Here is a 22,275-nt window from a genome sequence, read left to right as displayed (position 1 = left end):
CGGCGCGTCGTGGCATGCCGTGACGCAAGCCGCAAGCCGTAACGCGCTCCTCGCGCCGCTTGCCAAAAGTGGATAACGCTCCCGCATCGTGCAGCCGTAATCTTCGTCGCGCCGCCACTTACCGACGATCAGGAATTCACGATGCAAGACGTATCCGCTTCGCCAACGCTTCGCAAGTCCAGGCCCCGTCTCGGGCCGATGGAAAAAGCACTTGCCGTAGCATTTGGCGCCTGCACCATCAGCGCGGCCGCCCTGTGGTCCGCGCCCGCACTCGCGCACGGTGGCGCAGGGGCGATGGTGCCAATGGCCAAGACGCTGGAAGACTTCGGCGCCACCGTGCGCTTCGACCGCTTCTCGAACGTCTTCACCATCTCGCGCAACAGCACGCTGGTTCGCGTCAAGCCCGGCTCCCGGGAGGCGCTGGTCAATGGGCAGCCGCTGCAGCTCGACGTGCCGGTGGTGATGCGCAACGGCAAGCCTTTCGTGTCGCACCACTTCATCAACCAGGTCTTCCAGTCCGGCCTCGACAGGACCTTCGTGGTGGAGCGCACGGCCAGCCCGCTCAATCCGCTCACTGACGACGAGATCAAGGCCACTGTCGACGTCCTCAAGGCCGCCGGCCGCTACCAGCCGGGCTACCGCTTCACCGAGATCACGCTGAAGACGCCGCCGAAGGACCAGGTCTGGAACTTCGCGCTGACCGGCCAGGCCGTGCAGGCGCCGCGCCAGTCGGCCTTCGTCATCCTCGACGGCAAGAAGGTCGTCGAAGGCACGGTCGATCTGGCCGGACGCACCGTCACGAGCTGGAAGCCCATCGAAGGCGCTCACGGCATGGTGTTGGTGGACGACTTCGAGACCGTGCAGAAAGTCGTCGAGTCCAGCCCCGAATATGCGCAGGCACTGGCCAAGCGTGGCATCGACGACGTCAGGAAGGTCTATGCCACGCCGCTGACCGTGGGCTACTTCGACGGCAAGGATTCGCTGCGCCAGGAAGACCGCCTGCTGAAGGTGGTCAGCTATCTCGACGTGGGCGACGGCAACAACTGGGCGCATCCGATCGAGAACCTGGTCGCCGTCGTCGACCTCGAGCAGAAGAAGGTCGTCAAGATCGAGGACGCCGCGGTGGTCCCCGTGCCGCTCAAGCCGACACCCTATGACGGCCGAGACCGCATGCTGAGCGCCCCGCCCAAGCCGCTCGAGATCACCGAGCCCGAGGGCAAGAACTACACGATCACCGGCTCCACGCTGCACTGGCGCAACTGGGACTTCCACATGCGGCTCGACTCGCGCGTGGGCCTGATGCTCTCGACCGTCACCTACAACGACAAGGGCAGCCGGCGCAAGATCATGTACGAGGGTTCGCTCGGCGGCATGATCGTGCCCTACGGCGACCCGGACGTCGGCTGGTACTTCAAGGCCTACCTCGATTCGGGCGAGTACGGCATGGGCACGCTCACGTCGTCCATCGAGCCCGGCAAGGATGCGCCGCAGAACGCCGTGCTGATTGACGCCACGCTGGCCGACTTCAGCGGCAAGCCCTACAAGATCCCGAATGCGATGGCCGTTTTCGAGCGCTATGCCGGCCCCGAATTCAAGCACCAGGAAATGGGCAAGCCCAACCTCAGCACCGAGCGGCGCGAGCTGGTGGTGCGCTGGATCAGCACGGTCGGCAACTACGACTACATCTTCGACTGGGTGTTCGCGGAGAACGGAACCATCGGCATCGACGCGGGCGCCACCGGCATCGAGGCGGTGAAGGGCGTGCAAACGCGCACCATGCAGGATCCGACCGCGGCCGAAGACACGCGCTACGGCACCCTGCTCGACCACAACATCGTCGGCACCACGCACCAGCACATCTACAACTTCCGGCTCGACCTGGACGTGGACGGCGAGGCCAACTCGCTCGCCGAAGTCGACCCGGTCGTCGCGCCCAATACGCGTGGCGGCCCGCGCACCAGCACCATGCAGACGACGCAGCGCACCGTCGGCACCGAGCAGGAAGCGGCGCAGAAGTTCGACCCGTCCACCATCCGCTTGCTGAGCAATCCGGCGCGCAACAACAAGGTCGGCAACCCCGTCTCGTACCAACTCATTCCGTATGCGGGCGGCACGCATCCCATCGCCAAGGGCGCCAACTTCGCCAAGGACGAGTGGATCAATCACCGCCTGAGCTTCATGGACCGCCAACTCTGGGTGACCCGCTACGACCCCGACGAGCGCTTCCCCGAAGGCAAGTACCCCAACCGCTCCAACAAGGACACCGGCCTGGGCCAGTTCACCGCCGACAACCAGTCGATCGTGAACACCGACAACGTGGTCTGGCTCACGACAGGCACCACGCACGTCGCACGCGCGGAAGAGTGGCCGATCATGCCCACCGAGTGGGTCCATGCACTGCTCAAGCCGTGGAATTTTTTCGACGAGACGCCGACGCTGGGGCTCAACCGGCCGGCCAAATAACCCTCCCTCACCAGGACACACGATGCAAGAAGATCAAGGCCAGGCCATCCTGGCAGGCGCTAGCCATCGCCGCGATTTCCTCAAGTTGGGTGCAGCCGCGCTGGCCGCGCCGCTGACCGCGATGGCGCAGTCCGCGCATGCGGCGGCCAAGGGCGCAAGCGAGATCACCGGCTGGACTGCAATCCAGTTGTCGCAAGCCATCCAGTCGCGCACCGTCTCGTGCGTCGAGGTGATGACGGCCTACCTGTCTCAGATCGACCAGTTCAATCCGAAGGTCAATGCGATCGTCTCGCTGCAGGGCCGCGACGGCCTGCTTTCGCAGGCAGCCGGACTCGATGCGCAACTGGCCAGCGCCAACAAGGCCGGCCAGCGCGTGGGCTGGATGCACGGCTTTCCGCAAGCGCCGAAAGACCTGACGAACACCGCAGGCATCGTTACCACACAGGGCTCGCCGATCCTCAAGAACAACGTGCCGAAGTACGACTCGATCATCGTCGAGCGGGCGCGCAAGGCGGGTGCGGTGCTGGTCGGCAAGACCAACACCCCGGAGTTCGGCCTCGGCTCGCACACCTACAACCAGGTCTTCGGCACGACGGGGAATGCGTTCGACCCGAGCCGCAGCGCCGGCGGCAGCAGCGGCGGCGCGGCGGTTTCGCTGGCGTTGAACATGCTGCCCGTGGCGGACGGCAGCGACATGATGGGATCCCTGCGCAACCCCGCGGGCTGGAACAACGTCTTCGGCTTCCGGCCGTCCTGGGGCCGCGTGCCGTTCGGGCCGACCAACGAAGTCTTCATGCAGCAACTCGGCTATGAAGGGCCGATGGGCCGCACGGTGGCCGACCTGTCCATGCTGCTGTCGGTGCAGGCGGGCTTCGATGCGCGCACACCGCTGTCCATCAACGAAGACCCGGCGATTTTTGCCAAGCCGCTGGCGAAGGACTTCAAGGGCGCACGCGTCGGCTGGATGGGCGACTTCAACGGCTACCTGCCGATGGAAGCCGGCGTCATGGACACCTGCATCAAGGCGCTCAAGAACTTCGAAACCATCGGCTGCAAGGTCGAGTCGGTGCAGCCCGATTTCCCGATGGAGAAGCTCTGGAACACCTGGCTGGCCATGCGTGGCTTCGTGATCGCCGGCATCGCCGGTGGCCTGTACGCCGACCCGAAGCTGCGCGCCATGATGAAGCCCGAAGCCGTGTGGGAAATCGAGAACGGCCTGAAGCTCTCCGGCGCCGACGTGTACCGCGCGTCGGTCGATCGCTCCGCGTGGTACCAGGCGCTCAACACCTTGTTCCAGCGCTTCGACTACCTGGTGCTGCCTTCGGCGCAGATGTTTCCGTTCGACGCCAAGCTCGACTGGCCAAAGAGCATCGATGGCAAGCCGATGGACACCTATCACCGCTGGATGGAGGTGGTGGTCGGTGGCACGCTGGCCGGCGTGCCGGTGCTCAACGTTCCCGCGGGCTTCGGGCCGAACGGACTGCCCATCGGCCTTCAGGTCATGGGCCGAGCGCAGGGCGATCTCGCGGTGCTGCAGGTGGGGCATGCCTACGAAAAAGCGAGCGGCTACACGTCGCGCCGGAGCCCGCTGCTGACCGCCGCCTGATCGCAGGACATCTCTCTTTTCACGACAACGCAACAGGAATCAGGAAGACAACATGCATCGAGCCACCATGACCATCGGCGGCCGCGCCGTTCCGGGCGCAGCCAGCTTCGACGTGCGCAATCCATCGACCGGCCAGGTCATCGGCACCGCGCCCACCGGCTCGCGCGCCGATCTCGACACGGCTGTCGCCGCCGCGCACGCCGCCTTCGAGAGTTGGTCGCAGAAGTCGGATGCGGAGCTTGCCGAAGCCTGCCTGGCCGTCACCAACAAGATCAACGCCCATGCCGAAGAACTCGCGGTACTCATCACGCAAGAGCAGGGCAAGCCTCTCAACGGGATGGGTTCCCGCTTCGAAATGGGCGGCGCAGGTGCATGGGCCGGCTACACGGCGGGGCTGTCGCTGCCGGTGCGCGTGCTGCAGGACAACGAGCAGGGCCGCATCGAACTGCATCGCAAACCGGTGGGCGTGGTCGGCTCCATCACGCCTTGGAACTACCCGGTGCTGATCGCGGTGTGGCATTTGCTGCCCGCGCTGCGCACCGGCAACACGGTGGTCATCAAGCCCTCGCCCAACACGCCGCTTGCCACGCTGCGCATGGTCGAGCTGCTGAATGAAGTACTGCCCGCCGGCGTGCTCAACAGCGTGAGCTGCGATAACAAGACCTCCAACCTAGGTGCCGAAATGTCGGCGCATCCGACGATTCGCAAGATCGTGTTCACCGGCTCGTGCGCCACCGGCAAGCGCGTGATGCAGTCGGCCTCCCACACGATGAAGCGGCTGACGCTGGAATTGGGCGGCAACGACGCCGGCATAGTCCTGCCCGATGCCGATCCGAAGGCCATCGCCGAAGGGCTCTTCTGGGGCGGCTTCATCAACAACGGCCAGACCTGTGCGGCGATGAAGCGCCTGTACGTACACGACAGCATCCACGATGACGTCTGCGAGCACCTCGTGGCATACGCCAGGAAAGTGCGCATGGGCGACGGCATGGACGAGCAGAGCATGCTTGGCCCGGTGCAGAACCGCGCGCAGTTCGACATCGTGTCGCGGCTGGTGTCGGATGCGAAGAAGAAGGGCGAAGTGCTGCTGGGCGGCGAGGCCGGCGATGGCCTGTTCTTTCCCGCGACGATCGTGGCGGGCCTCAAGAATGGCGATTCGCTGGTGGACATCGAGCAGTTCGGCCCAGCGCTGCCGGTCATTCGCTACAGCGTTGTCGACGAGGCCATCCGTTGCGCCAACGACAGCGAGAACGGCCTGGGCGGCTCGGTGTGGTCGAGCGACGTCGAGCACGCCAAGCGCATCGCATCGCGCATGGAATGCGGCTCGGTGTGGATCAACAAGCATGGCGCAATCCAACCCAACGCACCGTTCGGCGGCGTCAAGAACTCGGGACTGGGTGTCGAGTTCACGGAAGACGGGCTGAAGGAATACACCGACGCGCAAGTCGTCTATTCGTGAGCATGGCGATGTTGCGTGGTCGCCGTTTCCTGGGTCTGCGATGGGCTCTCATCGTGGCGTCTGGCGCGGTCGCCATCGCCGGCGCATCGGCTGCCGATCACCAGCATGCCGGCGCGCACAGCCATGGCACAGGGCATGACCACAACGCCAAGGGCGGCGTCGGCGAGCCCGGTGCCGCGGCCGACGTGTCGCGCGCAGTCCGTGTCGAGATGTCCGATGGAATGCGCTTTCAACCCTCGACCATCGAGGCCAGGCAGGGCGAGACCGTCCGCTTCGTGGTCGCCAACATGGGCAAGCTCCGGCACGAGTTCATCCTCGGGTCGGAAGCGGAACTCAAGGCGCACGACGAGGCCATGAAGACGCATCCGGGCATGGAACACGACGCGCCGAACATGTTGAGCCTGGCGCCCGGCAAGACAGGAGAGATCGTTTGGCGTTTCACCAGCGCCGGCAGGGTTGACTTCGCGTGCCTGCAACCCGGCCACTACGCAGCGGGAATGAAGGGCGCTGTCGACGTGGCGCGCTCCACCGTTACCGCGCGCAAATAGCAGTCTCAGTGCGGTGCGCGCGCGTGCTGCGCAACCGGCAAGCCGAGTGCCCGCAAGACCGCATCAGCCTGCCTGCGCAGGCGACGCGATTCCGGCTGACGATTGACTTGCTGCTGCAGCAGGCCTTGCGCGCCCGTCAGCGAGACCTCGGTGCCGCAACGCACCAGCGCATCGAGGTACACCTGTTCGAACAAGTCGCGCTGAGCGTGACTCCCACCAATCTCGATGAGCCGCGGCAGGGCGAGGCCCAATCCTTCCAACGCACCCGGAATGTCGCCGCGCCCGTGGGCGCGCAGTCCGTGCGCGGCGGGCATGCAGACGCGCTCCCATGCCGCGCGGGTCGACACCGGCGCGCGCGGCGCGAAAGCGTCGATGTTGCGCAGGAGCACATCCGCCTCGGGCCGGCCTGCGCGCGCGAGACCGTAGAGATACTGGAGGTCGAGAAAGGGCAACACGTGGTCGCCGGTGCGTTGCGCCAGATGGTCGGCGAGGTCTTGCCAACGGTCGCCCACGTCAATGCCGGCAAGCTCGAAGCGCGCAAGCAGTGACACAGCGCCAATCTGGTCTTGCGAGTAGCCCTTGACCACGCCCCAGACCTGCTTGTCATACACGGCGAGCGCTTCGGCATCGCGGCCCAGGTCGATGAGGAAAAGCGCCACGTGCCACCAGTTGTGGGTGACCATGAATGAGTTCAATCCTGTCCAGGTCTCGCTCACGTCTTGCATGAACGCCAGGCCCTCGGTCAGGCGCCCTTCGGTCAGCATCACATGGGCCAGCGCGTGATGCGCCCATGGTTCCTTGCGGCACATCGTGATCGCGCGGCGCGCACTGGATTCGGCGTCCCGCATCAGATGGCATTGCTCGTAGCCGAATGCGGCCATGCCGTGGACGTAGGGCACGTCGGCCGACGTGGCCAGCGTTGCCAGGGCGATGCGCAGCATGCCCGGACAGTCGCCGGTGTTGAAGCAGTGGTATTGGCCGAGCTTCAACGAGGCGAGGTCACGGGGAAACTCGCGCGCCTGTTCTTCGTGCAGTTGGATCGCCAGGGCGATGTCGCCCGCGACCCACGCCGCCACCGCCGCGATGAATCTCCGTTCGCGCGGTGTTGCACGCGCTGCACCCGATTGCGCGCGGAGGATGAATGGCCGTGCGTTGCCGACCGCATCGCGCGACTCGGCAAACATGTGCAGCGCCGCGCAGTACGCCTGGACGATCGAGCTCGTGTCCTGCCCCGCCGACAGCACGTTCACTGCACGCGCCTCGCACGAAATGAAGCCCATCACGAATTCGTCGAGCGCCCGCACGCTGGCGGCGTCGCTCACGCTGACCGGATTGCCGAGGCTGTCTGTGTGCATCGGCGCATTGTGCCGCCGCTCAGCGGAAATCAGACGCCGGCCTGCTGATGCCGGTATTCCTGCGTGAGTCCGCCATAGCCGTAGGCGGCCGCGCGCGCGTCGATGACGTGCACGTAGCTCACCTCGTGCAGGCGCGGCAGCAGCTTGGCGAACGCTGCATGCACCTCTCGCAGGTAGCGCGCCTTCTCGGCCTTGGTGTTGGTTTCGTCGGTGACGCTGATGTCGAGATGGAACGCGTTTTGTCCGTGCTCGGCCAACGAAACGCCACCGATGAACCACATGTCGGCGGGGATGAATTGCACGGTGGTCGCAATCACGGGCAACTGCTTGCCGAGCACCGATTGGGTGAGTTCGGCGACGGCCTCGACGGCGCGGCGCGCAAGTGCTGCATCGGGTTGGCCGGATAGCTGGATGACGGTGTGGGGCATGCTGTTCTCCAGGGGATGTCAAAGGGAATGCCTGTATTGTGGGAATGCTGGTTCCATCTGAAAAGCGGGAAGATATGATCAAATCCAACGGAAAATCGAATGGATAAGACATGCCTCACTTCGACATCGACCAGCTCAGGACCTTCGCCGCCGTTGTGGATGCGGGCAGCCTGACGGCCGGCGCCGCGCGCGTTTTCCTGTCGCAATCGGCGGTCAGCGAGCAGGTGCGCAAGCTGGAGGAGCGCGCCGGCCAGTTGCTGTTCCTGCGCGCCAAATCGGGCGTGTCGACCACGGCGGCCGGCGACAAGTTGCTGGCGCACGCGCGCCGGCTGCTCGCGCTCAGCGATGAGGCCTACCGCGACATGCACGGTGTCGCCTTGCAGGGCGAACTGCGTTTGGCGGTGACCGACTACTTCCGCCCGCTGGAACTCGCGCGCCTGCTCGCGCGCCTGGGCGAGCACCATCCGCAGGTGCGGCTGAACGTGTCGGTGCTCAAGAGTGGCGAGATCGAGGCCGGCTATGCCCGCGGCGAGTTCGACGTAGGCTTGTCGATGCGGCTGGCCGGCGTGTCAAGCACGTTGGAGCGCGGCAGCCAGGCCCTGCGGCAAGAGGCGTTGCAATGGATGGCATCTCCCGGCGTGCATCCAGCAAAAGGCGAGCCGCTGCGTCTGCTCGCGCTGCCCGACACCTGTTCGCTGCATCAGTTCACGGTGGGGCTGCTGCGGCGGCGCAAGCTGGCGTTCAACGTGGTGCACATCGCCTCGGGCGTCGCGGGCTTGCAGTCGGCGCTGGCTGCGGGGCTGGGCGTTGCATGCCTCAACGAATCGTCGCTGTCGCCGGGTGTGGTGAGGCTGGCCGAGCCACACGGCTTGCCGGCATTGCCGCGCGCGAGCTTCTTCCTGCTGCCGCCACGCGCCGGCGAAGACGACTTCGTCGCGCGTGCGCGGGAGTTGTTGGCGCAGCAATTCGCTTGATCGCCGGGTTGCCCTCGGGGCGCTTCGACTCATAGCTCGATGACGCCGAGCGTCTTGCGCGCCACATGAACCCATGACGAGCACTGCGAAGTCCGTTCGTGGGCACCCGCGGAACCGGCTTTGCCGGCGCTTCGGGGGCGTTCATCCCACCTTCGCACCCACCAGCCCGCAGGCGGCCAGCGTCCAGACGATCACAGCCCCTGAAGGAAGGTCGAGCAAAGCCGACAGGGCAAGGCCCAGCGCATAGCCGGCCGCACCGATCCCATACGCGATCTGAAAGCGCCGCGCCCCCGAGTGCCCGAGCGTGCCGAGCGCCGGAATGATGAGGCTCGAGAACACCAGGTACACGCCCACGAGTTGCACTGACGCGGTGACTGCCAGCGCAAACGCCGCATAGAAGCCGAAGCGTCCCAGCCGGTCGATCCAGCCCACGCGCAGCGCCACCAGCAGCACCGCGGAAACGCCGCCCAGCCAGAACAACTGCGTGGTGTTGACCCAAAGGATCTGCCCGACCAGCAGATCCTTCAAATGCTCCCCGCCATGCGGATTGCTCGCCAGCATCAGGATGCCGGCACAGGCCGCGAGGATGAACATGACGCCGATCAACGCCTCTTGCTGCTTCGGTACGCGCCGCTCGGTCCAGGTCAACAGCCATGCGCCGAGCAGCGCTGCCGTCACCGCGGCGAACTGCACGGCGACGCCGCCTTCGGGCAGACCCAGCGCATCGGCCGCGATGACGCCGAGTCCAGCGATCTGCGCAATCGCCAGGTCGATGAAGACGATGCCCCGGTCCAGCACCTGCGTGCCGAGCGGAACGTGCGTCGCCAGCACCAGCAGCCCCGCGACGAGCGCGGGTCCGAGGATGCCCCAGTCGAGCGCGCTCCAGTTCAAGGCTTGGCTCCGGCGCTGGTCAGGCGTGCCACGGTGTCATCGAAGAGTCCGAACAGGTCCTTCGCGCCATCGGTGCCGCCCACCGTGAAAGGCAGCTTCACAGCTGGCATGCCGGCGTTCTTGCTGAGCCAATCGGACGGGCGCGAGTCCTGGTAGGCGGCATAGACGACCATGCGAGCTGGCGAGCCCTTGATCGCGGCCTGTACTTCCTGGAGGTGCGATGCGGTCGGTTCCACGCCGGGCTTCGCCTCGAGCACGGCCACTTCCTTCAGCCCGAGCCAGTCGTAGAGGTACACGAAGGCGTTGTGTTGCGACACGACCGACACGCCTTTCAGCGGCGCCGCCTTGGCCGACCAGCCGGCCATCGCCTTCTGCCAGCGCTGCGTGAAGTCGGCTTGCGCCTTCGCGTAGTCCGCGGCATGCGACGGATCGACCTGCTGCAGCCGCGCACCGAGCGCAGCGGCTACTACGGCGATGTTGCGCGGGTCGGTCTGGATGTGCGGGTTGCCGGCGGCATGCACGTCGCCTTGCGAGCGGTCGACCGTCGTCGGCACTTCGAGCTTGCGCACGAAGTCGGCTGCGGCGAAGTTGCCAGGCTGGCCGGCCTGAACCTTCGCGTTGCCGGACTGCTGCAGCAGTACCGGGAGCCAGCCGATCTCCAACTCGGCGCCGGTGCACACAACCAGGTCGGCGCTGCGCGCGCGGGCGATCAGGCTCGGCTTGGCCTGGATCTGGTGCGGGTCTTGAAGGGCATTGGTCGCGACGGAAACATCGACCAGGTTGCCGCCAAGTTCCTGCGCCAGCGCGCCCCATTCGGGCTCGCACGCAAACACGCGCAGCGCCGCGTCGGCGGGTGCAGCAGCAAGAAACAGGAAGGGCGCCGCAACTGCGGCCCAGCGGATGGAGCGATTCATCTTTGTCATGGTGTTCTCCGGTGGTCCGTCAGTAGCTGTGCGCGCCGTGTGCGCCCAGGCTCATCTGGTATTGCAGGGAAATCTGGTTGTCGGGCTTGCCGTCGCGCGCACGGTCCTGCGCGAACTGCAGGCGGATGCGGGAAAACTCGCTCGGGTTGTAGTCGATCATCACGGAGTTCTTCGACGGTCGATAGTTGCTCCCCACCAGCCCGGTGTCCAGGCCGAAGGATGGCGTTCCCGGGTCCAGGCGCTCGGTGCGCAGGCCGACGCGCCAGTTCGGCATGAACTGGTAGACGCCTTGCAGGTACCACCCGGACTGCGTCACGCCGTACGGACTCGGAACGCCGGTGCCGTCGATGGCGGTGACCATGCTGCCGCTGCGCTCGCTGCGCAAATACTCGCCCTGCAGCTTGAAGTTGGTGCGCGTCGCATTGCCGTTGGGCGCCCACTTCCAGACGCCGTCCAGCACCCACACGCGCGAGTTGCCGGTGAAGAGGCTGGCGACCGGCAGGCCGACGGCGTCGGTCCAGAGCAGTTCCTGGGCGCTCGCCTTGGCGTTCAGCATCGAGATACCTGCGCGCCAGGTATTGCTGATGCCGATGTCACCGCCGGTGTGCACCGTGAGTGCGTACATGCCGGCGCCGTTGCTGTCCTTGTCGCTGCCGGGGAACGTGAGTCCGCGACCCATCTCGAGGCCCAGTTCGACGTAGTGGTCGATGGGCGCAATCCACTTCAGCTGCACGCCGTCGTCGCCATATTGCGTGCCGAGCATGGCCTGGTAGGCCAGCGGCGCGTCGATGAAGTCCCAGGTGTGCGAGTGCTGCGGGTTGAGATAGCCCACGCCCGAGAAGAAACGGCCGCCCTTCAGAGAGAAGCCCTTGCCAAGCGCGGTCGTCTCGACGAACGCTTCTTCGATCGACACCGAGTTGTCGGCCGCGACCGAGATGTTCGCCGCGCCTCGGAACCACGGGTCGACGCTGGCGGAGAAGCCCAACTCGGTCTCGCCGAGGCTGAATCCTCGCGTGCCGGGGCCGATTTCCGCGCCAGGTGGCAGGGGGAAGCCGGTGATCCGGTAGTCCGCCGGGTCACGCGACGTGCGGGTGTAGCCGCCGGAAAGGATCAGCGACAGTGCGGGGTTGAACGAACTGGCGCCGCCGCCAGAGGCCGCTGCGACCGGGGCGGCAACCGATGCGGCGGCCGGTGCGGCGACGGGTGCCGCAGTCGGCGCCGCTACTGTCGCCGTGGACCACGACGGCGCGCCTGCCACCGGCGCGGCCGTGGCGGCGGTCGGGCCGGCTGCGCCAGCAGCGGTCGGTGCATCGGCAGCGCTGGCAGCGCGGGTGGCAGCGGGTGCCGCAGCGGCTTCGGCCGCCTTGACGCGCTGCTCCAGCGCTTTCAGGCGGGCTTCGTAGTCGGCGCGCATCACTTTCATTTCTTTCTGAAGCGCGCGGACGTCGGAGGAGGTGTCGGCCATCGCACCGACCGGATAGGACAGGGCGAGCGCGAGGCTCGCCGGCAATAACTTGTGCATGAAGAAAACCCTGGCAAATACGTCGAACCGCACCCGGCCGCGCATCAGGCGGTCGGGCGCAACTGAAAACAGTCAACGGCTAGACGGCAGGGGGAGCACGCCCTTGATAAGCCAGCGCGAGAAGGTTCTCGCAGCGGTTGTCGAAAGCGGCCCGCGGCGCTTCGGACGGAGCCGCTTGCGCCGACGGTAGGGAAGGCGGCGTACTGGCCAGTGCGCCACCGGCGATGGCCCCGGCGGTGACACACAGGTCGCAGTGCAGCGCGTGATGCGCAGCCTTCTGGTCGGCCGCGGCCGCCACCGCTTCGCCCGTGTGCGACAGCAAGTGCGCCGTCGCCACCACCTGCGCCATTGGCAACAGCATCGCGAGCCAAAGCAGCCACGCAAGGTGGCGGGGCGGGTGCGAGCGATGCGGACCGGAAGACATGGAAGGCAGGAATCTTAGCCGGTCGATTTTGCTCCCCTCGGCCGCAGACCGGGAGCGTGCTTCCAGAATTTGCGAACCTCGGCCCTTCAGGCGACCCGTGCGGAGCGGCCGCACCCGGCGCCAAACGTCAACACAAGGCCTTCCGCATGAACGCCAGGTAGAAGTCGTCGGCGTACTTGTCGATCCGCGCGAACTCCACGTAGCCCTGCTTCAGATAGAACCCCCGCGCCTGCCATTCGAAGGTTTCAAGCCTGGCATTGCGCGCACCCAATTCCCTTGCCAGGGTTTCGGCCTGCGCGAGGAGGCGCCCACCCAGGCCCCGGCCGCGTGCGCTGTCTTCCACCCACAGCACATCGACCTGCAGCCAGTACAGGAACACGAACGCGCGCACGCCGCCGACGACCTTGCCGTCGATATCCTTCGCATTCAGCCGCACCGGCTGGACTTCGGGGTATTCGTCCACGAAGCCGTAGTTGAACTGGCGCAACTGGCGGCCGAGGTAGCCCGAGCGGACCTCCTCGTCCGTCGCCGTCGTGATCGTTGGCGGCACGATGCGCTCAGGCGCCCGGCGGCTCCGGCCAGGGCCGTTGCGCCTCGCGGATCTGCTCGAACGCGCGCGAAACCCGCAGCACGCCCAGGTCGTCGAATCGCTGCCCGGCGATCTGCAAGCCGATCGGCAACCCGGCCGCGCTGTAGCCGCAGTTGATCGACGCCGCCGGCTGTTCCGACATGTTGAAGGGCACGGTGAAGCCGATGTGTTCCAGCGGACGCATCGGGTCGTTGGTGGGAGACGGATCTTCGGCGGCGGCCGGCATGTTCGGCGCCACCGGCGAGACCACATAGTCGAACTTTGCGCAGGCCGCGACCGCGGCCACGCGCGTCGTGTGGAACTGGCTGAAGGCGCGGAAGATGTGCTCGCCGCTGAAACCGGCCGCGCTCTCGGCCCAGTCGCGGATGTAGGGCAGCACCCGCGCGCGTTGCTCGGGCCGCAGTGCCTGCAGGTCGACATGCGAACGCATGCGCCACAGGTGGTCCATGCCGTCGAGCATGGCCTGGGTCATGAAAGGCTGCATCGGCTCGACGACCGCGCCGGCCTGCTCGAACAGCCGCGCGGCCTGTTCGACGGCCGCGCGAATCTCCGGATCGACCGGCAGGCCGCAACCCGCCTCGAGCAGCAGCCCGATGCGCAGGCCCTTCAGGTGATCGGGGCCGCAGTCGAAGCTGGACCAGGCAATGTCGTTCGGCGGCAGGTTCATGCTGTCGCGAACGTCGGGGCGCGAAAGAACCTGCATCATCAGCGCACTGTCGGCCACGGTGCGCGTCATTGGGCCGGCGGCGCGGCCCATGTACGGTGGATCGATCGGAATACGGCCCAGGCTGGGCTTGAGCGTGAAGATGCCGCACCAGCCGGCCGGCAGCCGCAGCGATCCGCCGATGTCGGTGCCGACATGCAGTGGCCCGTAGCCGGCCGCGGCCGCCGCGCCCGCGCCCGCGCTGGAGCCGCCGGGCGTGCGGCTCAAGTCCCACGGATTGCGTGCCAGCGTGTGAAAGCTCGACAGCCCCGACGACAACATGCCGTAGTCGGGCATGGTGGTCTTGCTGAAGATCACCGCGCCGGTTTCCCGCAGGCGCGCGGCCGGCGGTCCGTCGACCGCAGCCGCCTTCAGGTCCACGGCGGCCGTGCCAGCGGGCAGCGGGTCGCCACGCGTCGCAATGTTTTCCTTGATCGTGGCCGGCACGCCATCGAGCGGCCCGAGGGGCGCACCGCTGCGCCAGCGTGCCTCCGAGGTCCGCGCTTGCGCCAGCGCGGACTCGGGGTTCAGCAAATAGGTGGCTTGCAGCCACGGTTCCCAGCGCGCGACTTGTTCCAGAACATCCTGCACGACCTCGACGGGCGAGAGCTTGCCCTCGCGATAGGCCGCAACCAGTTCAACCGCCGAAGCGGCATGCAGTTCGTGGTTCACCAACTCATCGACGACAAGTCATTCACGAAAATCGGGCTTTCCTTCCACAGCCCCTTCACGCCCTTGCGCGCCACGCTCGGGAACTGCGGCTGGTACAGGAAGCCGTTGGCCGCATCGGTCGCCAGCATCTTCTGCGCCTCTCCGAGCAGCTTGGCGCGCTCGGGCGCATTGCCGGTCTGCTTGATCTTGTCGTAGAGCGCGCTAAAGGCCTTCGAGTCGTAGCCGAAGTAGTAGTCGGGCTTGGAATAGTTGCCGAGGTCGAAGGGCTCGACGTGCGACACGATGGTCAGGTCGTAGTCGTGCGGGCCGCCATAGGTGTTGCTGAGCCACTGCGCCCACTCCACGTTCTGGATCTTCACGTTGATGCCGATCTTGGCCAGTTCCGCCGCGATCACCTCGCCGCCCTGGCGCGCGTAGGGCGGCGGCGGAAGCGTCATCGTGAGTTCGAGCGGCGTCTTCACGCCGGCCTCGGCCAGCAGCTTCTTGGCCTTCTCGATGTCGAATGGGTTGATGCCGGTGGTGTCCACATAGCCTTCCGCGCCCGGAACATAGTGGCTGCCGATCGGCGTGCCGAAACCGTCGGCCGCGCCTTCGATCACGGCCTTGCGGTCGATCGCGGCCAGGATCGCGCGGCGCACGCGCACGTCGTCGAGCGGCTTTTTCTTGTTGTTGATCGCGAGGATGGTCTTCGCGCGCGAGCCGCCCGAAATTACCTGGAACTGCGGGTTGGCCTTGAACTGCGCCACCGCGCGCGTGCCGATCGGCTTGAACACGTCGACGTCGCCCGCCATCAGCGAGGCTGCCTGCGCAGCCGTGTCGGAGATGAAGCGGAACGTGACCTTCTTCAGCTTGGCCTCGCCCGGGTTGCGAAAGCTGTCGGACTTGCTCAGGACCAGCGACGAGCCCTTGGCCCAGCTGTCGAGCTTGTATGGACCGGTGCCGGTCGGCTTGGTCGCGTTGGTGTCTGCGCTCTTCGGCTCGACGATGATGGCCGTGGCCTGGCCCAGGAGGAAGGGCAGGTCGGGATCTATCTCCTTGTTGATCAGCACCACCGTGTAGTCATCGACCACCTGCGTGCTCAGGTTCGCGAAGGTGCGCTTGTCCTTGTTGGTGCTCTTCTCGCCGCCGGCGCGGTCGAACGAGTACTTGACCGCCTGCGCATTGAACGGCTCGCCGTTCTGGAACTTCACGCCGCGGCGCAGCTTGAAGGTGTAGGTCTTGAGGTCGGGCGAGACCTCCCAGCTTTCGGCCAGCAGCGGCGTGATCTTGCCGTCGGCATTGATCTTGGTCAGCGACTCGAAGATGTTGTAGTGCACCACTTCGGCAATTGCCGACGCCGCATTGGCGGTCGGGTCCAGGCCTGGCGGTTCCAGCGTCATTCCGACCACCATCGAATCCTTGCGGCCCTGTGCGAGCGCCGACGGCGACAGGGTGGTGGCCAGCGCAGCCATGGCAGTGGACGTGAGAACGGTGCGGCGATTCAACATGGTCAGCGACTCCAGAACAAGAAGAAAGACAACGACAAAGACTACGTTACATCAACTCACGACCGTCGGCTCGGCGCGCGGCACCGCCGCCAGCAAGGCCTGCGTGTACGGATGCGCGGCATGCGCGAACAGGTGTTGCGGCGCGCCGCGTTCCACCACCCTCCCATGGTGCAGGACGCAGACGTCGTCGCACAGGTGGTTGACCACCGCGAGGTCATGGCTGATCAGCAGATAGCTGATGCCGAATTGCTGTTGCAGGTCCTGCATGAGGTTCAGCACCTGGGCCTGCACCGAGACATCGAGGGCGCTCACCGGCTCGTCGGCCACGATCAGCTTCGGCCGCGTGATGAGGGCGCGCGCAATGGCGATGCGCTGGCGCTGTCCGCCGGAAAACTCGTGCGGATATTTGTCGAGGTCGCTGGCGCGCAGGCCGACGGCGGCGAGCGACTCGCCGACGCGTTCGCGCTGCGCGGCACGGCTGGTCTCGGCCAGGGCTTGGAGCGGCTCCGCGACGATGCGCGCGACAGTCTGGCGCGGGTCCAGCGAGCCGTAGGGGTCCTGGAACACCATCTGCACATCGCGCCGCGCCGCGCGCAGTTGCTCGCGCGGCAGCGTGTGGAGATCGCGGCCCTCCAGCTTGACGCTCCCGGAAGTCGGCCGGTCGAGCGCCATCACCAGGCGCGCGATGGTCGACTTGCCCGAGCCCGATTCGCCCACGATGCCCATGCTGCGTCCCGGAGGCACGCTGAAGCTCACGCCGTTGAGAGCCTTGACGAGAGGCGGCGGGCCGAACAGCTTCTCGCGCGGCAATTCGTAGTGGCGCACCAGGTCGGTGACTTCCAGCAGGGGCGTGGTCATTGTCGCCCCCACGATCGGCACTGCGTGTCCTCGCTGCCCCCCGAGGGGGCGCGAGCTTGTTTGGGGCGGCCCGGCACTGCGGTCATCGAGGCCCCCACGCTCGGCACTGCGTGTCCTCGCTGCCCCCCAAGGGGGCGCGAGCTTGTTTGGGGCGGCCCGGCACTGCGCTCATCGAGGCCCCCACGCTCGGCACTGCGTGTCCTCGCTGCCCCCCGAGGGGGCGCGAGCTTGCTTGGGGCGGCCCGGCACTGCGCTCATTTTGTAACCTCCGTGCTTCGCACTGCGGTGCGAGCGCCTTCGGGCGGCCGGGCGGCGTTCATGGGGTCACCCCGGCAATTTCGTCGAGGCGGATGCACCTCACCTCGTGACCGCGCGGCATTGGCGTCGCCGGTGGTCGTGTCGTGTAGCAGGCATCGACCGCGTAGCTGCAGCGGCCTGCAAACGGGCAACCTGGCGGCAGGTCGACCAGCTCCGGCACGCTGCCCTTGATGGTCGCCAGGCGGCCGCCCCGCGGCGCACCGAGCGCAGGACGCGCCGCGAACAGGCCTCGCGTGTACGGATGCGCGCGCTCGGCAAACACCGTGGCCGTCGGCCCGCTCTCGACCACGCTGCCGCCGTACATCACCAGCATCTTCGACACGCTTTGCGCAATCACGCCAAGGTCGTGCGAGATCAGGATCAGCGCCATGCCGCGCTCCGCCACCAGCTCCGCGATGAGATCCAGGATCTGCTTCTGGATGGTCACGTCGAGGGCCGTGGTCGGCTCGTCGGCGATCAGCAGGTCGGGCCCGCACGCCAGCGCCATCGCAATGCCGATGCGCTGCCGCTGCCCACCCGAGAACTGGTGCGGATAAGCGTCGAGCCGCGAGGCCGCATTCGCAATGCCGACGCGATCGAGAAGCGCCAGCGCCTCCTTGCGCGCATCCGCCGCCGACAGCCCACGGTGCAGCCGCAGCGGCTCGCCGACCTGCCGCGCAATCGTGTGCACCGGGTTCAGCGCTGTCATCGGCTCCTGGAAAATCATGCCGATCCGGTCCCCCCGGATCGCGCACATCTCGCGCTCGCCCTTGCCGACAAGCTCCTGCCCCTCGAAGAGGATGCTGCCCGTGACGCTGGCGCTCGACGGCAGCAAGCCCATCAGCGACAGCACGGTGATCGACTTGCCGCACCCGGATTCGCCCACGATGCCAAGCGTTTCGCCGCGCTCCAGCGTGAAGTCGACGCCCCGCACAGCCTCGGCCGGCCCGCGCTGCGTTTGCAGGGCGACCTGGAGATTGTCGACTTCGAGGAGCGGCATCAGCGGGCCCTCGCCAGCCGCGGGTCGAGCAAATCGCGCAGGCCGTCGCCCAGCAGATTCAGTCCCAGCACTGCCAGCGCGATCGCCATCCCCGGCCACACCGCAAGCAGCGGTGCCTGGAACATCATGGTCTGCGCTTCGCTCAGCATGCGGCCCCACGAAGGCTGCGGCGGTTGGGTGCCCAGGCCCAGGTAGGAGAGGGCGGCTTCGGCCAGGATGGCAATGGCAAAGCGGATGGTGCTCTGCACGATCAGCACGGCCGAGATGTTCGGCAGCACGTGCTGCATCGTGATTGCAAATGTGCCCTTGCCGCAGGCGCGCGCGGCCGCCACGTACTCGCGCGACCAGATCGCGTTCGCCGAGGCGCGGGTGATGCGCGCGAAGGTCGGGATGTTGTAGATGCCGATGGCGACGATCGCATTCACGATGCCCGCGCCGAACACTGCCGTCATCATGATCGCCGAAAGAATCGCGGGGAACGCCAGCGAAAAATCGGTGAGCCGCATGATCCCTTCCTCGACCCAGCCCCGTTTCGCCGCCGCCAGCAGGCCCAGCGCCGTGCCGGCAACGAGACCGATGCCGACGGCGATCACCCCGACAAGGATCGAGGCGCGCGCGCCCACCAGAAGCAGCGAACCCACGTCGCGCCCGAAGGTGTCGGTGCCGAGCCAGTGCGAAGCCGACGGCGGCTGCAGCTTGTGCGCCATGTCCATCTCGTAGGGCGACCACGGCGTCCAGACGAATGAGACCGCAGCGGCAAGCAACAACAGCGCGCTCAGCACCGCGCCGATCGCAAAGCTGCGATGGTGCAGCGCGCGGCGCCAGAAGCCTGGTACGGTGAGGGCCGCTGCGCTCGGCACGACGATGGTGCTCATATGTCGGAAGCCTTGAGCCGCGGATCGATCACCGCATACAGCAGGTCGACCACGAAGTTCACCACCACCACCATCGCCGCCAGCAGCATCACGCAGTTGCGCACCACGATCAGGTCGCGGTTGCTGATGGCCTGGAAGATCAGCCGCCCAAGGCCCGGCAGGTAGAACACGTTCTCCACCACGATCGTGCCCGCCAGCAACTCCGAGAATTGCAGGCCCATCACCGTCACCACCGGGATCATCGCGTTGCGCAACACGTGGCGCCACAGCACGGCGCGTTGCGACACGCCCTTGGCCCGCGCCGTGCGAACAAAATCCTCGCGCATCACTTCGAGCACAGCCGAGCGTGTGATGCGGGCGAGGATCGCGGCTTGAACCACCGCCAGCGAAAGCGCCGGCAGCAGCAGCGACTTCAGCCCCGCGACGATCCCGTCGTCCCAACCCTCGAAACCGCCGGCCGAGAACCACTGCAGCTTCACCGAGAACACCAGGATCAGCAGGATCGCAAACCAGAAGTTCGGAATCGCGATTCCGATCTGCGTCAGCCCCATCAGTCCGACATCGCCGAGCTTGTTGTGGCGCGCCGCCGCCGTCACGCCCACCAACAGGGCCAGGATCGTGGTGAATGTCATCGCCAGCAGCGCCAGCGGAACCGTCAGCGCGAGTCGCTCGAGGATCAGTTCCACCACGGGCGAGCTGTACGCATAGCTGTCGCCCAGGTCGCCCCTGAGCATCCCGCCGATCCAGTGCCAGTAGCGCGTCCACGCCGGCTGGTCGAGCCCCAGCTTGGTTGCCAGCGAGGCTACGGCTTCAGGCGAGGCGTCGGCGCCCATGAGCAGTTGCGCGGCGTTGCCGGGCAGGATTTCGAGCACCCCGAAAACAATGATCGAAGCCCCGATCAAGGTGGCGATCAGGGTCAGGACGCGCTTGAAAAGAAACAGGCTCATGGGGCGGGCCGCAGCATAACCCGAGGAAGCAACGTACGTTCCAAGGGCATTGGGACGCGACGGATAATCGACCCATGGCCCTCATGATCACCGACGAATGCATCAACTGCGATGTCTGCGAGCCCGAGTGCCCGAACGACGCGATCTACATGGGCCTCGAAATCTACGAGATCGACCCACGCAAGTGCACCGAATGCGTCGGCCACTTCGATGAACCGCAATGCGTTCAGATTTGCCCGGTGGCCTGCATCCCGGTCGACCCCGCGCACATCGAATCGCGCGAATCACTGTTCGAGAAATTCCAGCGCCTGGCTGCTGCCAAGGCGACAGCTACAGGGTCCGGTTCTCCGGCCCCTTGAACTTCATCGTTGACTTGCGCGGCTCGCGTTCGAGTTTCCGGATGCGCGCCTGCTGCAAGCGCTCGACCGCCGCGGCGCGCCGTTCGGCCAGCGCCATTCGCCGGGCCTCGGCAGCGGCCTTGCGGTCCCGGTCGCCCGCTTCCGTCTCGCGCTTGAGTCGGGCGCGTTCCATCTGGGCGCCTTGTGTTTCGGCGTGCCGCGTGGCGTTGTCGGCGGCATGCCTGTCGGCTTCGCCGCGCGGATCTGCCACATCGACTGGCTTGCCGCCCTTGCACGGCTGATCGGTGTAGGTCGAGCCGCAGCGCCAGACCCCGCGCGACGAGGCGGCCGCGTCACATGCCTGATGGACGCAAAGTGCTATTGAAACGATAGCAATGGATCGAAAAAGCGGCTTTGCCATTTAGTGTTTACTCCCTGTCTGCTGTTCTTGCCGGCCGATGCTAACTTGTGGCCGGCGCGACGCCGCCTGTGCTTCCGCCACCTTCTTCGGGGTCGCGCCTCGGAGGCTTGGGTCGCGGCGGCTTGGACGTGTGGATCTGCATCGTCGCCTTCTCCATCTCTCCGGCCACGAGCGCCGGCACCGCACCGAGCGTGCGCGCGATGGCATCCTCGATGGCCTCGCGTTGTTCCTTGAGCGGCTTTTTCAGCACCCAGTTGATCACCTCGCTCTTGACCCCCGGGTGCCCGATGCCAAGCCGCAGCCGCCAATAGTCGCCGGTGCCCAACTGCGCGTGGACGTCGCGCAGCCCGTTGTGCCCGGCATGGCTGCCACCGAACTTCAGCTTGGCCTGCCCCGGCGGCACATCGAGTTCGTCATGCACCACGAGAATCTCGTCCGGCGCGATCTTGAAGAACCGCGCGAGCGCACCGACCGATTTGCCCGACAGGTTCATGAACGTCTGCGGTTCCAGCAGCCAGACGCTCTGGCCGTTGACATTGGCCCGCGCGACCAGTCCGTGATAGCTGCGCTCCGGCACCAGCGAAAGCTTCCAGTCCCGCGCCAGCGCTTCCACCCACCAGAAGCCCGCGTTGTGCCGCGTGGCTTCATATTCCGGGCCCGGATTGCCGAGGCCGACGAACAACTTGATCATGTTTTGATTATCCCGTCGCCAAAATGAAAACGGCCCGCACAGGGCGGGCCGTTGGTCTGCAGGCAGAAAGAAGCGGATTACTTCTTGGCAGCAGTCTTGGCAGCCGGCGTCTTGGCGGCAGGCTTGCCACCCTTGCCGGCCGGTGCTGCCGGGGCAGCTTCGGCGCCTTCGGCCTTGACTTCTTCTTCCTCGGCAGCCGGGGCAGTGGCCGAAGCCAGCACCGTGTTCGTCTTGCCGTGGCTGACCCACTTCACGCCGCGCGGCAGCTTGATGTCCTTCAGCGTGACGGTGCCGTTGTTCTTCAGGCCAGACAGGTCGACCTCGATGAATTCGGGCAGTTCTGCGGGCAGGCAGTTCACTTCGAGTTCGGTCGCCACGTGGTTGACCAGGTTGTGCTCGAGCTTGACGGCATCGGACTCTTCTTCACCCTTGAAGTGGAGCGGCACCTTCATGTTCATGCGGGTCTTGGCATCGACGCGCTGGAAGTCGATGTGCTGCACCAACTGGCGGAACGGGTGGTATTGCACGTCGCGCAGCAGAACCTTGCTGACGTTGCCGGCCACTTCCATCTCGAGGATGGAGGCGTGGAACGCTTCCTTCTTCAGGGCATGCCAGAGGGCGTTGTGATCGAGTTCGATCAGTTGGGGCTCGGCGCCACCGCCGTAGACGATACCGGGCGTCTTGCCCGAGATGCGGAGACGGCGGCTCGCACCCGTGCCCTGCTTTGCGCGCTCAAAAGCGACGAATTTCATAACTCACTCCTGTAGGAGTCCACCGCGACCAGTGCGACTCCGGTTGAAAAGG

22 protein-coding genes are annotated in these 22,275 nt (G+C 66.3%); 6 read left to right on the top strand and 16 right to left on the bottom strand.

Annotated elements, in window-relative coordinates:
* Positions 1-141: 141 nt before the first annotated feature.
* The 4 genes from tynA (at position 142) to WKW80_RS21700 (ending at position 6,076) form a co-directional block, all read left to right on the top strand.
* Positions 142-2,463, top strand: coding sequence for a primary-amine oxidase (tynA, locus tag WKW80_RS21715; protein ID WP_340365642.1), 2,322 nt, complete (start codon positions 142-144; stop codon positions 2,461-2,463).
* A gap of 121 nt (positions 2,464-2,584) precedes the next feature.
* On the top strand, positions 2,585-4,069 hold the full coding sequence (locus tag WKW80_RS21710) for an amidase (RefSeq protein ID WP_340365729.1): 1,485 nt from the start codon (positions 2,585-2,587) through the stop codon (positions 4,067-4,069).
* A gap of 52 nt (positions 4,070-4,121) precedes the next feature.
* Positions 4,122-5,528 (top strand): aldehyde dehydrogenase family protein, encoded by a 1,407-nt coding sequence (locus WKW80_RS21705; RefSeq protein ID WP_340365641.1) that lies wholly within the window; start codon positions 4,122-4,124, stop codon positions 5,526-5,528.
* Positions 5,529-5,536: 8 nt separating this feature from the next.
* The gene (locus tag WKW80_RS21700) at positions 5,537-6,076 is read left to right on the top strand and encodes a cupredoxin domain-containing protein (protein WP_340365640.1); all 540 of its coding nucleotides are present in this window, start codon (positions 5,537-5,539) and stop codon (positions 6,074-6,076) included.
* Between the two features lie 5 nt (positions 6,077-6,081).
* On the opposite strand, the gene WKW80_RS21695 is transcribed toward WKW80_RS21700, so the two are convergent.
* Positions 6,082-7,431 carry a tetratricopeptide repeat protein gene (locus tag WKW80_RS21695; RefSeq protein ID WP_340365639.1) on the bottom strand — a complete coding sequence of 450 codons (1,350 nt, stop codon included), beginning with the start codon at positions 7,429-7,431 and terminating at the stop codon, positions 6,082-6,084.
* Between the two features lie 29 nt (positions 7,432-7,460).
* Positions 7,461-7,859, bottom strand: a complete 399-nt coding sequence (locus tag WKW80_RS21690; RefSeq protein ID WP_340365638.1) for a tautomerase family protein — start codon at positions 7,857-7,859, stop codon at positions 7,461-7,463.
* A 110-nt stretch (positions 7,860-7,969) separates the two neighbouring features.
* On the opposite strand from WKW80_RS21690, the gene WKW80_RS21685 reads away from it, so the two are divergent.
* Positions 7,970-8,833: a LysR family transcriptional regulator gene (locus tag WKW80_RS21685; protein ID WP_340365637.1), complete on the top strand. Its 864-nt coding sequence runs from the start codon at positions 7,970-7,972 to the stop codon at positions 8,831-8,833.
* Between the two features lie 141 nt (positions 8,834-8,974).
* Here WKW80_RS21685 and WKW80_RS21680 read toward each other — a convergent pair whose 3' ends face one another.
* The 11 genes from WKW80_RS21680 to WKW80_RS21630 all read right to left on the bottom strand — a co-directional run bounded on the left by WKW80_RS21680 (position 8,975) and on the right by WKW80_RS21630 (position 20,021).
* Positions 8,975-9,724: a metal ABC transporter permease gene (locus WKW80_RS21680; protein ID WP_340365636.1), complete on the bottom strand. Its 750-nt coding sequence runs from the start codon at positions 9,722-9,724 to the stop codon at positions 8,975-8,977.
* Positions 9,721-10,647 (bottom strand): metal ABC transporter substrate-binding protein, encoded by a 927-nt coding sequence (locus WKW80_RS21675; RefSeq protein ID WP_340365635.1) that lies wholly within the window; start codon positions 10,645-10,647, stop codon positions 9,721-9,723. The genes WKW80_RS21680 and WKW80_RS21675 overlap by 4 nt, the downstream gene beginning before the upstream one ends.
* Positions 10,648-10,666: 19 nt before the next feature.
* Positions 10,667-12,169, bottom strand: coding sequence for a hypothetical protein (locus WKW80_RS21670; RefSeq protein ID WP_340365634.1), 1,503 nt, complete (start codon positions 12,167-12,169; stop codon positions 10,667-10,669).
* Positions 12,170-12,248: 79 nt separating this feature from the next.
* Positions 12,249-12,593, bottom strand: coding sequence for a hypothetical protein (locus WKW80_RS21665; RefSeq protein ID WP_340365633.1), 345 nt, complete (start codon positions 12,591-12,593; stop codon positions 12,249-12,251).
* A 127-nt stretch (positions 12,594-12,720) separates the two neighbouring features.
* Positions 12,721-13,143 (bottom strand): GNAT family N-acetyltransferase, encoded by a 423-nt coding sequence (locus tag WKW80_RS21660; RefSeq protein ID WP_340365632.1) that lies wholly within the window; start codon positions 13,141-13,143, stop codon positions 12,721-12,723.
* Between the two features lie 7 nt (positions 13,144-13,150).
* On the bottom strand, positions 13,151-14,557 hold the full coding sequence (locus WKW80_RS21655; RefSeq protein ID WP_340365631.1) for an amidase: 1,407 nt from the start codon (positions 14,555-14,557) through the stop codon (positions 13,151-13,153).
* Positions 14,554-16,044, bottom strand: coding sequence for an ABC transporter substrate-binding protein (locus tag WKW80_RS21650; RefSeq protein WP_340365630.1), 1,491 nt, complete (start codon positions 16,042-16,044; stop codon positions 14,554-14,556). The genes WKW80_RS21655 and WKW80_RS21650 overlap by 4 nt, the downstream gene beginning before the upstream one ends.
* A gap of 51 nt (positions 16,045-16,095) precedes the next feature.
* The gene (locus WKW80_RS21645; protein WP_340365629.1) at positions 16,096-16,902 is read right to left on the bottom strand and encodes an ATP-binding cassette domain-containing protein; all 807 of its coding nucleotides are present in this window, start codon (positions 16,900-16,902) and stop codon (positions 16,096-16,098) included.
* Between the two features lie 316 nt (positions 16,903-17,218).
* Complete coding sequence (locus tag WKW80_RS21640; RefSeq protein ID WP_340365628.1) at positions 17,219-18,199, bottom strand: ABC transporter ATP-binding protein; 981 nt, start codon at positions 18,197-18,199, stop codon at positions 17,219-17,221.
* Positions 18,199-19,074: an ABC transporter permease gene (locus WKW80_RS21635; protein ID WP_340365627.1), complete on the bottom strand. Its 876-nt coding sequence runs from the start codon at positions 19,072-19,074 to the stop codon at positions 18,199-18,201. The genes WKW80_RS21640 and WKW80_RS21635 overlap by 1 nt, the downstream gene beginning before the upstream one ends.
* Positions 19,071-20,021 carry an ABC transporter permease gene (locus tag WKW80_RS21630; RefSeq protein ID WP_340365626.1) on the bottom strand — a complete coding sequence of 317 codons (951 nt, stop codon included), beginning with the start codon at positions 20,019-20,021 and terminating at the stop codon, positions 19,071-19,073. Before WKW80_RS21630 ends, WKW80_RS21635 begins: the two co-directional genes overlap by 4 nt.
* A gap of 74 nt (positions 20,022-20,095) precedes the next feature.
* Here WKW80_RS21630 and WKW80_RS21625 point away from each other — a divergent pair, with 74 nt between their 5' ends.
* Positions 20,096-20,380 carry a YfhL family 4Fe-4S dicluster ferredoxin gene (locus tag WKW80_RS21625; RefSeq protein WP_340365625.1) on the top strand — a complete coding sequence of 95 codons (285 nt, stop codon included), beginning with the start codon at positions 20,096-20,098 and terminating at the stop codon, positions 20,378-20,380.
* On the opposite strand, the gene WKW80_RS21620 is transcribed toward WKW80_RS21625, so the two are convergent.
* From WKW80_RS21620 to WKW80_RS21610, 3 genes are all read right to left on the bottom strand, one after another.
* Positions 20,352-20,780 (bottom strand): hypothetical protein, encoded by a 429-nt coding sequence (locus tag WKW80_RS21620; RefSeq protein WP_340365624.1) that lies wholly within the window; start codon positions 20,778-20,780, stop codon positions 20,352-20,354. The genes WKW80_RS21625 and WKW80_RS21620 overlap by 29 nt on opposite strands.
* A gap of 40 nt (positions 20,781-20,820) precedes the next feature.
* Positions 20,821-21,471 carry an aminoacyl-tRNA hydrolase gene (pth, locus tag WKW80_RS21615; protein WP_340365623.1) on the bottom strand — a complete coding sequence of 217 codons (651 nt, stop codon included), beginning with the start codon at positions 21,469-21,471 and terminating at the stop codon, positions 20,821-20,823.
* Positions 21,472-21,548: 77 nt separating this feature from the next.
* Complete coding sequence (locus tag WKW80_RS21610; protein WP_340365622.1) at positions 21,549-22,223, bottom strand: 50S ribosomal protein L25/general stress protein Ctc; 675 nt, start codon at positions 22,221-22,223, stop codon at positions 21,549-21,551.
* Positions 22,224-22,275 lie beyond the last annotated feature (52 nt).

Source organism: Variovorax humicola (assembly GCF_037889915.1).
GTDB lineage: Bacteria > Pseudomonadota > Gammaproteobacteria > Burkholderiales > Burkholderiaceae_C > Variovorax > Variovorax humicola.
This window is presented reverse-complemented; position numbering and strand designations above follow the sequence as displayed.

Coding starts and splice junctions, on each gene's coding strand:
- WKW80_RS21665 (WP_340365633.1), bottom strand. CDS start 12,593: ATGTCTTCCGGTCCGCATCGCTCGCACCCGCCCCGCCACCTTGCGTGG.
- WKW80_RS21640 (WP_340365628.1), bottom strand. CDS start 18,199: ATGCCGCTCCTCGAAGTCGACAATCTCCAGGTCGCCCTGCAAACGCAG.
- WKW80_RS21645 (WP_340365629.1), bottom strand. CDS start 16,902: ATGACCACGCCCCTGCTGGAAGTCACCGACCTGGTGCGCCACTACGAA.
- WKW80_RS21610 (WP_340365622.1), bottom strand. CDS start 22,223: ATGAAATTCGTCGCTTTTGAGCGCGCAAAGCAGGGCACGGGTGCGAGC.
- WKW80_RS21650 (WP_340365630.1), bottom strand. CDS start 16,044: ATGTTGAATCGCCGCACCGTTCTCACGTCCACTGCCATGGCTGCGCTG.
- pth (WP_340365623.1), bottom strand. CDS start 21,471: ATGATCAAGTTGTTCGTCGGCCTCGGCAATCCGGGCCCGGAATATGAA.
- WKW80_RS21700 (WP_340365640.1), top strand. CDS start 5,537: ATGTTGCGTGGTCGCCGTTTCCTGGGTCTGCGATGGGCTCTCATCGTG.
- WKW80_RS21625 (WP_340365625.1), top strand. CDS start 20,096: ATGGCCCTCATGATCACCGACGAATGCATCAACTGCGATGTCTGCGAG.
- WKW80_RS21670 (WP_340365634.1), bottom strand. CDS start 12,169: ATGCACAAGTTATTGCCGGCGAGCCTCGCGCTCGCCCTGTCCTATCCG.
- WKW80_RS21695 (WP_340365639.1), bottom strand. CDS start 7,431: ATGCACACAGACAGCCTCGGCAATCCGGTCAGCGTGAGCGACGCCGCC.
- WKW80_RS21710 (WP_340365729.1), top strand. CDS start 2,585: ATGGCGCAGTCCGCGCATGCGGCGGCCAAGGGCGCAAGCGAGATCACC.
- WKW80_RS21675 (WP_340365635.1), bottom strand. CDS start 10,647: ATGACAAAGATGAATCGCTCCATCCGCTGGGCCGCAGTTGCGGCGCCC.
- tynA (WP_340365642.1), top strand. CDS start 142: ATGCAAGACGTATCCGCTTCGCCAACGCTTCGCAAGTCCAGGCCCCGT.
- WKW80_RS21685 (WP_340365637.1), top strand. CDS start 7,970: ATGCCTCACTTCGACATCGACCAGCTCAGGACCTTCGCCGCCGTTGTG.
- WKW80_RS21635 (WP_340365627.1), bottom strand. CDS start 19,074: ATGAGCACCATCGTCGTGCCGAGCGCAGCGGCCCTCACCGTACCAGGC.
- WKW80_RS21630 (WP_340365626.1), bottom strand. CDS start 20,021: ATGAGCCTGTTTCTTTTCAAGCGCGTCCTGACCCTGATCGCCACCTTG.
- WKW80_RS21705 (WP_340365641.1), top strand. CDS start 4,122: ATGCATCGAGCCACCATGACCATCGGCGGCCGCGCCGTTCCGGGCGCA.
- WKW80_RS21690 (WP_340365638.1), bottom strand. CDS start 7,859: ATGCCCCACACCGTCATCCAGCTATCCGGCCAACCCGATGCAGCACTT.
- WKW80_RS21620 (WP_340365624.1), bottom strand. CDS start 20,780: ATGGCAAAGCCGCTTTTTCGATCCATTGCTATCGTTTCAATAGCACTT.